The 12932-nt window shown below is 68.8% G+C and carries 13 protein-coding genes; 8 read left to right on the forward strand and 5 right to left on the reverse strand.

Annotated features, from left to right (window positions below):
- The first annotated feature begins 203 nt into the window (after positions 1-203).
- From ACFU9E_RS32415 to ACFU9E_RS32450, 8 genes are all read left to right on the forward strand, one after another.
- Positions 204-1412 carry an inositol-3-phosphate synthase gene (locus tag ACFU9E_RS32415; RefSeq protein WP_380715556.1) on the forward strand — a complete coding sequence of 403 codons (1209 nt, stop codon included), beginning with the start codon at positions 204-206 and terminating at the stop codon, positions 1410-1412.
- Positions 1413-1447: 35 nt separating this feature from the next.
- Complete coding sequence (locus tag ACFU9E_RS32420) at positions 1448-2320, forward strand: SCO3242 family prenyltransferase (RefSeq protein WP_380715560.1); 873 nt, start codon at positions 1448-1450, stop codon at positions 2318-2320.
- A 176-nt stretch (positions 2321-2496) separates the two neighbouring features.
- Positions 2497-3309, forward strand: coding sequence for a sugar phosphate isomerase/epimerase family protein (locus ACFU9E_RS32425; RefSeq protein ID WP_380679345.1), 813 nt, complete (start codon positions 2497-2499; stop codon positions 3307-3309).
- 9 nt (positions 3310-3318) lie between these two features.
- The gene (locus ACFU9E_RS32430) at positions 3319-3963 is read left to right on the forward strand and encodes an EboA domain-containing protein (RefSeq protein ID WP_380679342.1); all 645 of its coding nucleotides are present in this window, start codon (positions 3319-3321) and stop codon (positions 3961-3963) included.
- Between the two features lie 5 nt (positions 3964-3968).
- The gene (locus tag ACFU9E_RS32435; protein WP_380679339.1) at positions 3969-4823 is read left to right on the forward strand and encodes a TatD family hydrolase; all 855 of its coding nucleotides are present in this window, start codon (positions 3969-3971) and stop codon (positions 4821-4823) included.
- Positions 4824-4828: 5 nt separating this feature from the next.
- Entirely contained in the window at positions 4829-5998 is a 1170-nt protein-coding gene (gene eboE / locus ACFU9E_RS32440; protein WP_380679336.1) for a metabolite traffic protein EboE, read from the forward strand.
- Positions 5995-7386 carry an alkaline phosphatase family protein gene (locus ACFU9E_RS32445; RefSeq protein WP_380679333.1) on the forward strand — a complete coding sequence of 464 codons (1392 nt, stop codon included), beginning with the start codon at positions 5995-5997 and terminating at the stop codon, positions 7384-7386. The genes eboE and ACFU9E_RS32445 overlap by 4 nt, the downstream gene beginning before the upstream one ends.
- Positions 7386-8180 carry a BTAD domain-containing putative transcriptional regulator gene (locus tag ACFU9E_RS32450; RefSeq protein ID WP_380679330.1) on the forward strand — a complete coding sequence of 265 codons (795 nt, stop codon included), beginning with the start codon at positions 7386-7388 and terminating at the stop codon, positions 8178-8180. The genes ACFU9E_RS32445 and ACFU9E_RS32450 overlap by 1 nt, the downstream gene beginning before the upstream one ends.
- Here ACFU9E_RS32450 and ACFU9E_RS32455 read toward each other — a convergent pair.
- From ACFU9E_RS32455 to ACFU9E_RS32475, 5 genes are all read right to left on the reverse strand, one after another.
- Positions 8148-8810 carry a hypothetical protein gene (locus tag ACFU9E_RS32455; protein ID WP_380679327.1) on the reverse strand — a complete coding sequence of 221 codons (663 nt, stop codon included), beginning with the start codon at positions 8808-8810 and terminating at the stop codon, positions 8148-8150. The two genes, ACFU9E_RS32450 and ACFU9E_RS32455, sit on opposite strands and share 33 nt — an antisense overlap.
- Complete coding sequence (locus ACFU9E_RS32460; RefSeq protein ID WP_380679324.1) at positions 8807-9706, reverse strand: ABC transporter ATP-binding protein; 900 nt, start codon at positions 9704-9706, stop codon at positions 8807-8809. Before ACFU9E_RS32460 ends, ACFU9E_RS32455 begins: the two co-directional genes overlap by 4 nt.
- Positions 9703-10101 carry a GntR family transcriptional regulator gene (locus ACFU9E_RS32465; RefSeq protein ID WP_380679321.1) on the reverse strand — a complete coding sequence of 133 codons (399 nt, stop codon included), beginning with the start codon at positions 10099-10101 and terminating at the stop codon, positions 9703-9705. Before ACFU9E_RS32465 ends, ACFU9E_RS32460 begins: the two co-directional genes overlap by 4 nt.
- Positions 10102-10242: 141 nt before the next feature.
- Positions 10243-11616 (reverse strand): TfuA-like protein, encoded by a 1374-nt coding sequence (locus ACFU9E_RS32470; RefSeq protein ID WP_380679318.1) that lies wholly within the window; start codon positions 11614-11616, stop codon positions 10243-10245.
- Complete coding sequence (locus ACFU9E_RS32475; protein ID WP_380679315.1) at positions 11613-12902, reverse strand: YcaO-like family protein; 1290 nt, start codon at positions 12900-12902, stop codon at positions 11613-11615. The genes ACFU9E_RS32470 and ACFU9E_RS32475 overlap by 4 nt, the downstream gene beginning before the upstream one ends.
- Positions 12903-12932 lie beyond the last annotated feature (30 nt).

Raw genomic sequence — 12932 nt, forward strand, 5'->3', positions numbered from 1 at the left:
GGTGCCCTGAAGCCTGCCACTCCGAGCAGGTTGCGAAGCCGGATGTCCATGCGTCGGCCGGCGCGACGATCCACCGCGAGGGTTCAGTAGCCGCAACGGCATTCCGGGCTCCTATTCGGCATCTGTGCAGCCGAACTCCTCGAATCGCAACGGCTGCGCCATGCCTTCCCTGCCCAGAGCCATGGATGCATTGGGTCGTACGAATGATCGGTTCCAACCCAACAGGAAAGGCAGGGCTGCCCATGCGAACCGGCCTGTGGCTGATCGGAGCCCGAGGATCGGTGGCCACCACTGTCGCCGCGGGAGCCGCGGCCGTTCGAGCGGGCCTCGGCGCACCGCTCGGCTGCGTCACGACGCTTGACGACTTCCAAGGCGTCCCCCTGCCACGCTTCGATGAGGTGGTCTGCGGCGGGCACGACATCAGCGACATCGACCTGGTGAAGCGGGCCGAGCAACTGGTCACGGACGGCGTTCTACCGGCCGGCCTTCCCGGCCTGGTCGAGGACGACCTGCGTGCTGTGGACGCGAGGATCCGCCGGGGCACAAGCGGCGAGCAGGACATCCGCCCTGGTGACATCGTCGACTCCCTGGCGGCCGATCTTGCGGACTTTCGGAGCCGGAACGACCTCGACTCCGTCGTCGTGGTGAACGTGTCCTCCACCGAGGGACCTGCGGTCCCGCACCCCGCCCATGCTTCCCTGACCGCGCTGAGGTGCTCGCTCTATGAGGAGCCGCACGCTCGCGCGCAGGCACCCGTGCTGCCGAGCAGTTCGCTCTACGCCTTCGCGGCGTTCACCGCAGGTTGCCCCTACATCGACTTCACCCCGTCGACCGGGGCGCGTCTTCCGGCCCTTGCGGAGTTGGCCCACGAGCGCGGGATGCCCTGGGCTGGCAGCGATGGCAAGACCGGCGAGACGCTGGTCAAGTCGGTCCTGGCACCGATGTTCGCCCGCCGCGCGCTTCGGGTCCGAGGCTGGTCCGGGACGAATCTGCTCGGCGGCGGGGACGGTGCCACCCTCGACGCCGAGGGACCGGTGAACAGCAAGGCGTCCAGCAAGGCTGTGGTCCTGCCGAGGATTCTCGGCTATCCGGTCGACGGTGGTGTCCACATCCACAACGTCCCGGCGCTGGGCGAATGGAAGACCGCCTGGGACCACATCGTTTTTGAAGGCTTCCTGGGCACGAGGATGTCCATGCAGTTCACCTGGCAGGGATGCGACTCCGCCCTCGCCGCACCCCTCGTTCTGGACCTGGCACGGCTGATGGCCACGGCGCAGCGGGCACGGTGCAAGGGACCGGTGCCGGAGCTGGCGTTCTTCTTCAAGGACCCGGTCGGCAGCCACGAGAACAGCCTGGAAAGGCAGTTCACCACTCTGGCGACATGGGCACGCGGCCTCAGGGTGGGCTCGTGAGAGGTGTGCCCGATAGACGGAAGCTCCTCGTGGCTGTGCGGCGGCTGCACCCCGTCGCGCAACTGTTGCGGGCTCCGGCCGCTTTGACCGTCCCGGGTGACGTCCTGGCTGGGACGCTTGCCGCCGGACAACCACTGCGGCCGAGAACCGCGATAGCAGCCGCCTCCTCGGTGTGTCTCTACTGGGCCGGCATGGCCCTCAACGACTGGAAGGACCGGGAGATCGACGCTCTGGAGCGCCCTGAGCGTCCCATCCCTTCCGGAACGGTGTCGCCGGGAACCGCGCTCGCCCTGGCCATCGGCTTGACGGCCGCCGGTATCGGGCTCGGCACAGAGGCGGGGGGTCGCCGGGGGCTGGTTTCCGCCACCGCCTTGGCCGGCGCCGTCTGGTCGTACGACCTGGCGCTCAAGTCAACACCGTTCGGGCCGCTGTCCATGGCGGGTGCGCGCGGTCTGAACGTCCTCTCCGGGGCGGCCTCCAGCAGCGGAAGCATCCGAACCGCCATGCCCGCGATCGCAGCGGTGGCGGCGCACACGGCTGTCGTCTCGCAGCTGAGCAGGCATGAGGTCGATGCCGACCCGGGGATGCTGCCGGTGGCCGCCATCGGGGTCAGCGGGGCCATCTGCGCAGGCCTCACCGCCGGGGTGCGGCGCGCGCCGGAGATGGACATGGCAGTCACGACGACGTTGGCGGGGCTCTACTTCGCAGGCTTCGGCAGAGCCCTCGTCGCCGTGTCGCGCGATCCTTCGGCGAAACGGGTGCGGCATGCCGTGGCCGCCGGAATTCACGGGCTGATGCCGCTTCAGGCCGCGCTCGCGTCGCGAGCGGGCGGACCCGCGATCGCAGGGCTCATCGCCCTGGGCTATCCGCTCGCCAGCAGACTCGGTAGGCGGGTGTCCCCCACCTGAACTGCGCCTGAGCCGACGCCACCCACGGCACGCAGCGCCTTGTGTGCCGATGGGGCACCCTGCGGCTCGTTCCACTGCTGAGGAGACAGACGTTCGCGATGACAGTGCCATCATTCCCCGCCCGCGTAACCGAACTGGTATTCGGTTATGGCACCAATGGCTTCGGAGACCACTCGTTGGAGGACACCCTCGCGGTCCTCGCCGATCTCGGTTACGACGGCGTCGGCCTCACCCTGGACCACCGCCACCTCGACCCCTACTCCACCGACCTGGTCCCCCGGCTGTCCCGGATCGCCCGTCGCCTCGACACACTCGGCCTCAGCGCCGTCATCGAGACCGGAGGTCGCTACCTGCTGGACCCGATGCGCAAGCACTATCCGACGCTGCTCTCGGACGAGGGGGCGGAGCTCCGTGCGGACCTCCTGCGCCGCGCTGTACGGATCGCGGTCGACCTGGGCGTGCATGTGGTTTCGTTCTGGAGCGGGGCGGCACCCGCCGGACTTTCGGAGGATCAGGCCTGGGATCGGCTGACCGCCGGGTGCGCCGGGCTGGCCGAGTACGCCGCAGACCACGACGTCACCCTGGGCTTCGAGCCTGAGCCTGGCATGTTCATCGACACCCTCGACCGGTTCGACGAACTTCGCTGCCGCCTCGGCGGGCCCGACGTCTTCGGGCTCACCCTCGACATTGGCCACTGCCGCTGTCTGGAGCCGCAGTCCATCACCGACTGCGTGCGCCGGGCGGCCGCCCACCTGGTCAACGTCCAGATAGACGACATGCGGCGCGGAGACCACACCCATCTGGAGTTCGGTGCGGGAGAGATCGACTTTCCCCCTGTCCTCCATGCTCTGGCCGACATCGGATACGGCGGGCTGGTCGCCGTCGAATTGCCCCGGCACAGTCACGCGGCGCCCGAGGTCGCCCGGCGTTCGCTGCAGTTCTTGCACACCGCCGTACGCTCCGCGTGCCCTGTTCAGGTCCGCCCATAGGAGAGTCCTGTGACCGTACCAGCCGAAACCGAGACCATGTCGGCCCGGCTTCCCGCCGTCGCCGCACGCTGGCTGCGCGAGGCCCTGACCGCCGTCGAGGCCGACCCGTCCCGCATAGACACGCTGCTCACGAGCGCCGGCCGCCATTGCGGCCGCCAACCGCTGCCCGGTGACCCGCCTCCCCCAGTCGGCAGGACCGTCGACGACGCCGTCCGCGCCCTTCTCCTCGCCAGGGTGCCGTGGCGTGGCGCCACGCTGGCCGACGCACTGTCCCGGCTGTACTGGCAAGGGGACGCGGCTGAACGTCGCGGCGTCCTGCGCTCCCTCTCCTGCTTCGGTTCGCGAAACACGCTTGGCGCCTTGGCCCTCCCGCTCGTACACGACGCCCTGCGGACCAACGACCCTCGCCTGATCGCGGCCGCGCTCGGTGACTACGCAGCCCGGCACCTGGACGCCGCGGCCTTCCGCCAGGCCGTCCTCAAGTGCCTTTTCTCCGGCATTCCACTCGTCGCCGTGACCGGACTCGACGAGCGCGCCGACCCGGAACTGACCCGCATGCTGACCGACTACGCCGAGGAGCGCAGGGCGGCCGGCCGCGCCGTTCCGTCCGACATCGAGCCGTTCATCGGAGCTGGACCCACTACCAGGGAGTGAGTGCCATGGACATCTTCGACCCCCACATCCATATGACGTCGCGAACCACCGACGACTACCAGGCGATGGCTGCGGCGGGAGTCCGGGCCCTGGTCGAACCCGCCTTCTGGCTCGGCCAGCCCCGCACCAACACCGGCAGCTTTGAGGACTACTTCGACAGTCTGCTGGGCTGGGAGCCTTACCGGGCCTCCCAGTTCGGCATCGCACACCACTGCGCGCTGGCCCTCAACCCGAAGGAAGCCAACGATCCCCGGCTCACCGGCGTGCTCGATCTGCTGCCCCGCTACCTGACGAAGGACCGGGTGGTGGCCGTCGGAGAGATCGGGTACGACTCCATGACCCCGGAGGAGGACAAGGCGTTCGCCGCCCAGCTCGCCCACGCGCTGACGTACGACCTGCCCGTTCTCGTGCACACTCCGCACCGTGACAAGGCCGCCGGCACCCGGCGCAGCCTCGATGTCATCCGCGAGTCCGGCATACCGGCGGAGCGGGTCCTGATCGACCACCTCAACGAGCCGACCGCGCGCATCGTCGCGGACAGTGGCTGCTGGATGGGGTTCTCCGTCTACCCGGACACCAAGATGAGCGTGGACCGCACGGTCTCGATCCTGGCTGAGTATGGCAGCGCCCGAATGCTCGTCAACTCAGCTGCCGACTGGGGCCGGAGCGATCCCCTCACACCGCGCCGAACGGGTGACGCGATGCTGGCCGCCGGTTTCGGTGAGAACGACGTCCGCACCGTCCTGTGGCAGAACCCGATCGACTTCTACGGGCAGAGCGGACGGCTCCAGCTGACCGACGAGAGCGATCCGGCGCATGACGACTACGCGGGCAATTCCATCAAGCGCGGAGAGGTGTAGTCGGCATGCGGCTACGCCACCGGGACGGATCCACCGTCCACCTTTCCTACTGCACCAACGTCCACGCCGCCGAGGATCTGAACGGCATCCTGGCGCAGCTCGCCGACTTCGCGGAACCCGTCCGAGAACGGCTCGGCGCGGACCGGCTCGGCCTCGGCCTCTGGTTCGCCCGCACCGCCGCGACCCAGGCACTGGTCGACCAGGGCGCGCTGACGAGACTCCGCCGCGAGCTGGACCACCGAGGTCTGGAGGTGGTCACCCTCAACGCCTTCCCGTACACGGGTTTCCACGCGGCATCGGTGAAGAAGACCGTCTACCGCCCGGACTGGACCGAGCCGGACCGGCTGTCATACACCCTCGACTGCGCCCGCATCCTGGCTGGCCTGCTGCCCGACGACGTCGACCACGGCAGCGTGTCGACGCTACCGCTGGCCTGGCGGACCCCCTGGTCCGCTGATCGGGCCGACCTTGCGTTCCACCACCTGGACCGGCTGGCCGACGGCCTCGCGGCCTTGTACACCGAAACCGGGCGTACCATCCGGGTCGGTCTGGAGCCCGAGCCCGGCTGCATCGTGGAGAACGTCGCCCAAGCCGCCGAGCTGTCGGGCCGTCTGGCCACCGACCACATCGGGGTGTGCCTCGACGCCTGCCATCTCGCCACCGGTTTCGAGGACCCGGTCGACGCGTGCGCACGGCTGGCTGCTGCCGGGCTGCCGATCGTCAAGGCCCAGGCGTCCTGTGCCCTCCACATCGATGATCCAGCCGACCCGGCCGCCCGTGCCGTGTTGGCCGGGTTCGCAGAGGAGCGCTTCCTGCACCAGACCCGGATGTCGGACGTCGGTGCCGCGTCCGGCGTGCTCGGCGCCGACGACCTGCCCGACGCGCTCGGTGGAGCGCTGCTGGGGGACCACCCGTGGCGAATCCACTTCCACATCCCGGTGCATGCCACGCCCGACCCACCCCTGCGGTCGACACGGAGCGAACTGACCGCCACTCTGGACGCCCTGTTTGGCGGGCCGACCGCGCTGACCGACCACGTGGACGTCGAGACGTACACCTGGTCGGTGCTTCCGGTCCCGCCGGACCGAGCCGGGCTCGTGGACGGCATCGCCGCCGAACTCGCTTGGACACGTGACACATTGACCGCGCTCGGCCTGAAGGAGTTTCACCAGTGAACCGGCTGGTCGTCCTGAACGTCGTCGGGCTGACGCCTCGACTCCTGTCCCACATGCCCCGTCTCTCCGCCCTGCGCGACCGGGGTTTCGGCGCCTGCCTGGAGCCCGTGCTGCCAGCGGTCACCTGCTCGGTGCAGTCCACCTTCCTCACGGGTGAACTCCCCGCCGCGCACGGCGTGGTCGGCAATGGCTGGTACTTCCGTGACCTGGGCGAGGTGCTGTTCTGGCGGCAGCACAACCGGCTGGTCGAGGGCGAGAAGCTCTGGGAGGCGGCTCGGCGGGTCCATCCCGGCTACACGGTGGCGAACGTCTGTTGGTGGTACGCCATGGGCGCTGATGTGGACTGGATCGTCACGCCCCGACCGGTGTATTACGCCGACGGCCGCAAGGAGCCCGACTGCTACACCCGGCCGCCGAGTCTGCACGACGAACTCACGCGCTGGGGAGGCCCGTTCCCGCTGTTCGACTACTGGGGGCCGAGGGCCGGGATCGCGTCGTCCCGCTGGATCGTCGGCGCCGCCCGTTACTTGCTTCGTCAGCACCGGCCCGATCTCAGCCTGGTGTACCTGCCTCATCTCGACTACGCGCTCCAGCGCCACGACCCGCACGGAGGTCGGGCCGCTGAGGCCGCCGCCGAACTGGACGAGGCGCTCGCGCCGCTGCTAGATGAGGCCGAGCGTGCGGACGCCACCGTCGTGGTACTGAGCGAGTACGGCATCACTCCCGTCGACAGCCCGGTCGACGTCAACCGCACGCTCCGTCGCGCAGGCCTCCTGGAGGTCCACACCCAGGACGGCATGGAGTACCTGGACCCCTGGTCCTCTCGCGCGTTCGCCGTAGCCGATCACCAGATCGCCCACGTGTACGTGCGGGACCCGGGCGATCTCGATCGGGTCCGGGGGCTGCTGTCGGAACTCGACGGTGTCGCCGAAGTCCTGGACGACGCCGGCAAGAAGGACCATGGGATCGACCACCCGCGCGCGGGTGAGCTGGTGGCCGTCGCGAAGCCCCGCTCCTGGTTCACCTACTACTACTGGCTGGACGACGCACTCGCCCCAGACTTCGCCAGGATCGTAGACATCCATCGAAAGCCCGGCTACGACCCCGCCGAACTCCACTTCGACCACACCGACCCGTTGGTCAAGGTGCGTGCTGCCGCGGCCCTCGCCCGCAAGAAGCTCGGCATGCGCTACACCATGAAGGTCGTGTCGCTCGACCCGTCACGTGTACGCGGCAGCCACGGCAGGCTGCCGACCTCCCCTTCGGACGGCCCCGTCCTCCTGTGTTCCGACGACCGCCAGGCCCGTGCCGCGGTGGCCGCCACCGAAGTCAAGGACCTCCTGCTGACGCTGGCCGGGCTGGGGCCGCGGGACAAGGAGAACCACTGATGAACGCCGCGCTGACGTTTCGAGTCCTGGGCCCCGTCGGGGCGTATCTGAACGGTCAGGCGGTGGGGATCGGCGGGGTCAAGCCCCGGACCGTGCTCGCATCGCTCCTGCTGGCACCCGGTCGGACGGTGCACGACGCGCGATTCAGCGAACTCCTCTGGGAGACAACCCCTCCACGTACGCAGGCTGCACAGTTGTACACCTACATATCGAGACTGCGCAGCACCTTGGGAAGCGGAGTGCAGATCGTCAGGATGCACGGCGCGTACCAACTGCGCATGTCCTCCGCCTCACTGGACTACGACGACTTCGTCGACCTCAGCTGCCGGGGTGTCGCCCGGCTGGCGGTCGGCGAGTACGAGCAGGCCCATGCCCTGCTGAGCACAGCGGTCGAGCAGTGGACGGGATCCGCTCTCACCAACACGACCCGATGTCTGGCCGATGCCGAACTACCGGGGCTGACCGAGGAGTACTTGACCGCCATCGAGAACAAGACCACCGCTGCCCTCGGGCTCGGTTGGCACAAACGGATCGTCCCGGAACTCACGCGGCTGGTGGCCGAGCAACCCAGCCGGGAGCACCTGCGCGCCCAGCTCATGGCGACGCTGTATCTGTGCGGACGGCAGTCGGATGCGCTCGATGTCTACCACGCGGGCCGGCGCGCGTTGAGTGCGGGCTGGGGTGTGGATCCGGGAGTCGAGCTTCGCAGAACCTATCAGGCGATTCTCGAAGACCGAATCCCGGACATCGTCCACAACGGCTCAGCGGCGGGTCATCCGCTGGCGCCCCACTAGCGAGATCGCCATCGCCAGCACCAACAGCGCTCCTCCGTAAGCGAGTTGCCAGGACCAGTAACCGGTCATCAGATCCTCGTCCCGCAGCCGGTCGCGGAGCGCCGGGCCAGCGGTGGTCAGGGCGATCCAGGCGACCAGAACGACTCCCATCGTCGGCAGGGTGCGCTGCAGCACCGTACCTGCTGTGAAGCCGAGCGCGACCAGGAAGAGGGCGACCGCGAACGGCGTCACACCGTGGGAGTCGAAGTACGCCTGGCTCATCGGGTCTTGGGTGAACCTGGACCAGCCCTCGGGGCGCTGGCCTGCCCATGCCACCGCGGCGGACAGGCCGGCGACGCCCGCCACGGCCACCGCGGCCGCGACGGCGATTCGGGTCGTGTACCAGCGCCGGCGACTGATCGTCTGGGTCCACACGAATCGGTGGGTACCCAGTTCGTATTCCCGCGCCACGGCGGGCGCGCCGACGAAGAAGCCCAGGAAGAGGGAGAAGTACTGCGAGAGTCCGGAGGTCAAACCGCGCATGCCTGGATAGGTGCTCTGCTCCCACACGGCCATGGCCGCGTAGAAGGCCAGGATGGCGAGCAGTCCGGCCGCTACCGCACGCTGCTGGCGCCAAGCCAACCAGATCATCGGACCTCCTCCGCAGCCAGGACCGGTACGGCCCGATCCTCCACACCCCGCATGTAATCGAGAACCAGCTCTTCCAACTTCGGCGTGCGGACCGAGAGCCCCGAACCGTCGATCGGCGAGGCCAGCCGTACGAGCGAGGAGACTCCTCGCTCACTCCGGGAGGTGCGGATGACCTCGTGCACGTTTCCGGCCAATCGCTCCGCCACGTCCAACGGACCGGACAGCACGGCGTGTTCGGTGAGGATCTCCTCGATCCCGCCGCTCAACCGAATGCGCCCACCGGTGAGGAGCACCAGGTAGTCGCAGACGTCCTCCAGCTCGGCGAGGACGTGGGAGGACATGACGACCGTCATACCGGTCTCGGCGACCGCCGCCATGAGGGACTCCATCACCTGATGGCGGGCCAGCGGATCCAGGTCCGCCATGGGCTCGTCGAGCAACAGCAGGTCGGCCCGTTTCCCGAGAGCCATTCCCAGCGCCACCTGGGTGCGCTGACCCCCGGAAAGGTGTTTGATCTTGGCCTCGAGCGGGATGCCGAGTGCTGCCAGCCGTTCCCGCGCGATCCTGCCGTCCCACACTGGATTGAGCCGTGGTCCGAGCTCGAGGGTCTCCTCAACTGAGAAGCCCGGATAGAGCGGCTTGTCCTGACCGAGGAACGCGACCCGGGCCAGGCCCTCCTCGCGCTCAGCGGGCTCGTCTCCGAAGACGCGGATGCTTCCGCAGCTCGGGGAGAGCAGACCGGCCGCCAGGTGCAGCAGGGTGCTCTTGCCGGCGCCGTTCGGCCCGACCAACGCGGCGATCCGGCCAGCGGGCACGGTGAACGACAGATCGTGTAACGCCCATCCCCTCTTGTAGCGCTTGCCGAGTCCGACCGCGCTCAACGCGTCGTCCGTCACGTCTCTCCTCCCTGTACGCCCACCTTGGCCCGCATCACGACGTCGAAGACCGCACGCAGGTCGGCCGCCTCCATACCGCTGGCGACGGCGGTATCCACCCACCGTTCGAGTTCCGTGCGCAGGGCCGGATTCCGGTCTCCCGGCGAACTTCCCAGTCCCCGGAGAACGAAGGTCCCCTGACCGGGCCGAACCTCCACGAGGCCGACCCGCTCCAGTTCCCGGTAGGCCTTGTGCACGGTATTCGGGTTGATCGCCAGTTGTGCGACGACCTCCCTCGCGGTCGGCAACCGATCGCCGGGGGTCAGCATCCCCAGCCTCAATGCCTGCTCGATCTGGCGGATCAGCTGGAGATAGGTGGGCAGACCGGATCTCCGGTCAAGGTACAGCTCCAGCATGAATCCCCTTACCACTAAGCCCTTAGTAGTAGCGTAGTAGAAGGATGCTTCAGCCAGCAAGGCGCTTCACCCCTTCGTGATACCGCACGGGCCGTCAGAATCCGGCGCTCGCAGGCCCGATCCGGCCCCAGGGGACAGGCCCTACGTCTCCGGAACGATCCGGCGCAGCGCCTCCAACAGCCCAATGCGCGTACTCCCGGCCCGAGCCAGAGCATGGGTAAGGTCCTGGACCGAGTTGAACCCTGCCTCCTCCGCCCAGACCGCATAGCCGGCCTCGCTCCTGCGGCCCGTCCACGCCTCGTGTTCGCCGCGCAGCTGCCGCGGGCCGCTCCTCGCCGCGACCTCCGCCGGTTCCACACCGGACTCCCGCGCGGCCTCCGCGGCCAGGGCGGCGCCCCTCCCCCACTTCTCGAACTCGTCGTTCCATCGCAGGTGATCCAACAACGGCTTGGCACTGCGTTCCGTGTGGTGCGCGTACAGCAACCACCGGTGCAGCGCCCGGCACTGCGCCGCCTCCCGCGCCAGGCCCCGGAACTCCTCAGGCGTGACCTGGTTGCGGCTCAGCCACCCCGCGAACGCGGCCTCGTCCTCGTATCCGTGCCGGGCCGCCCAGCGGGAGGCCTCCTCGTCGATCTCGCGCTCCGACGGAGTGACGTGCAGAAGCCTCGCCAGGACGAGGGCCACCGCCCGGTTCAAGGCGTCCTCGTTCAACCGACCGGCCCCCGGGTGGTGCAGTTGGACGTGGTCCGCGACATCGGAAAGAGCGATGCGGACCCCGTCGAACTCCACTTGCCGTTCACGGTTGTAGAGCGTGTCCAGGCTCGCGGTCGGTGCCAGCGTCCACGGCACGACCGTATCGTCGGCGGGCCTACGCCGGTCCGCCAGTTCCCCGAACAGCGCGCGGGCGTCGTCCGCCTTCACATCGACGAGGTTTTCCCGCCAGAACACGTCGAGGCGACGCGCCTCCTCCGCTCCGGAAGTGCGCAGCATCGCGGCGATCCGCGCCCTGGACCGATCGCGGTAGTGCAGGCCCTTCGCGGTGTCGACGGCCAGCCGTGCCGTCTCCGCGGAGATCACGCCGCGCGCCTGAGCCGCCTCAACGGTCGCCCTGATGTTGACCATGGGTTCTGAGAGTTTGATGTAACGCCCGTCCTCGAACGCGTACGTCAGGGCGACCTCGTCGTCGTCGATGATCTCCCCGGAGGCGTAACGGGCGAAGACCTCGCCCCGGCCCCGCATCCCGAACGCTTCGAGCTCCGCCGCGCGCAGCGCTCCCATGCTCGAAGCGCCGTACACCCGGACCCCGCGTTGCAGGGCCAGCAGCACCTCCTTGTGCCAGACGGAACGGGCCTGATGGAACTCGCCGTCGACCAGGGCGATGACGTCCGGGTCGTGAACGGTGAGGACCGTCGCGATGTCCGCCTGCTTGGCCGGAGGGAAGAAGACCGCGTCAGGAAGGATGCCGCGTGCTTCGTCCAGCGGCAGGGACGGCCCGAGGAAGACGATGACGGTCACGAGTTCACTCCGATCGCGGAGCTCTGCGCGAACCGGCGCGCACGCCTGCCCGGCGCGTAGTTCTCCATGCGGTAACCCTCCAGCCCGGGAACCACGACCTTCACCACCGAGATCGGCGACCCCGGACGGCTCAGGTCCACTACGATCACGCGCTGGATTCCGACGGCCCGGAGCCGCTCCAGCATCAGGCAGATGTCCCCTTCGAAGGTGGCGGTCGCCTCCGAGGCTCCCGGACGGCCCGCCACGACGGGCGGCGTCCCGTCGGCCATGGAGAGCATCCGCTCGTACTCGTGGTCGGCGTGGGCGTGGGTGTGGAGGTCCCGGTTGCGGAAGATGTCGTCCCGGGAGCCGGCGATGTGGACGGTACGGGCCTGCACCGCCTCGGTGAGCGCACGGGTCAGGGCGATCTCCGGGTCCAGGTGGGCCCCATAGCCCCGGTAGGTTCCGTCGACCTGGCGCGTGCGGTCGAAGATGTCCGCCATGTACACCGGCACCCGGGTGTCCACCGTACAGTCGAAGAGCAGGACACCGACGTCCGCCTTGCGCAGGCGGTCCAGCAGTTCGCGCACCGCGGGCAGTTCGACGGCATCAGGGTCGAGAACCGGGGGCGGGGTGCGCTGCGCGTCCCAGCGTTCCTGTCGGCAGGTGGCCGCGTCCCGCTCGATGACCTCCGACAGGGCGGCGTGCAGGGCCTCGGCGAGGTTGTTGCCCGAGGCCAGCCCGCTGGACGTCACCTGGAAGGAGAACAGGTCGAAGATCCGGCTCGTACGGTTCCCCATGTGGATCATCGAGACGGGAACGGCGACCTCCTCCTGGGAGAGGACGTCCCAACCGAAGGTCCACAGGTACGGCCAGTCGGGCGGGAACGGCGCCGCCCGGGAGAGCGGCAGGTCTTCCGGGTCCGGTACCGGGAATTCGTCGCTGATCTCCTCGTACGACCTGCGGACCGCTACGGGCGACCACTCCTCGGCGTGGTGCAGCTCCAGGGACTCCATCGCTGCGGAGACCAGGGCCGCTTCGAGGGTCATGCCCTTGCCCGCGCTGCTACTCAGCGTCCGCCCGTTGGGACGGATGGCCAGGGTCACCGGGATGCCGACCGTGTCGAGACCCGTGATGTCTGCCAGCCTGGTGATGCCCGCTGCGGGGAAGAGCGGGCTGATCCGCCGAAGCGTCTCCTCCGGCGGGACGCTGCGCTGCGTGCCCCGGAAGTAGTTCTTCACCGCCTTCAGTTCGACACCCCGGTAGTGAACCACCGATAGGTGCGGCGGCTGGTCCCAAACGCGCATGTCGTGCCCTTCGAATCGCTCCGGCTTCAT

The organism is Kitasatospora sp. NPDC057595 (assembly GCF_042800875.1).
In the GTDB taxonomy this organism is placed as follows: Bacteria; Actinomycetota; Actinomycetes; order Streptomycetales; family Streptomycetaceae; genus Kitasatospora.

What these genes read in the sequence shown, in the direction of transcription:
- ACFU9E_RS32435 (WP_380679339.1), top strand. Translation starts at nt 3,969, where the DNA reads ATGGACATCTTCGACCCCCACATCCATATGACGTCGCGAACCACCGAC.
- ACFU9E_RS32415 (WP_380715556.1), top strand. Translation starts at nt 204, where the DNA reads ATGATCGGTTCCAACCCAACAGGAAAGGCAGGGCTGCCCATGCGAACC.
- ACFU9E_RS32465 (WP_380679321.1), bottom strand. Translation starts at nt 10,101, where the DNA reads ATGCTGGAGCTGTACCTTGACCGGAGATCCGGTCTGCCCACCTATCTC.
- ACFU9E_RS32475 (WP_380679315.1), bottom strand. Translation starts at nt 12,902, where the DNA reads ATGCGCGTTTGGGACCAGCCGCCGCACCTATCGGTGGTTCACTACCGG.
- eboE (WP_380679336.1), top strand. Translation starts at nt 4,829, where the DNA reads ATGCGGCTACGCCACCGGGACGGATCCACCGTCCACCTTTCCTACTGC.
- ACFU9E_RS32455 (WP_380679327.1), bottom strand. Translation starts at nt 8,810, where the DNA reads ATGATCTGGTTGGCTTGGCGCCAGCAGCGTGCGGTAGCGGCCGGACTG.
- ACFU9E_RS32450 (WP_380679330.1), top strand. Translation starts at nt 7,386, where the DNA reads ATGAACGCCGCGCTGACGTTTCGAGTCCTGGGCCCCGTCGGGGCGTAT.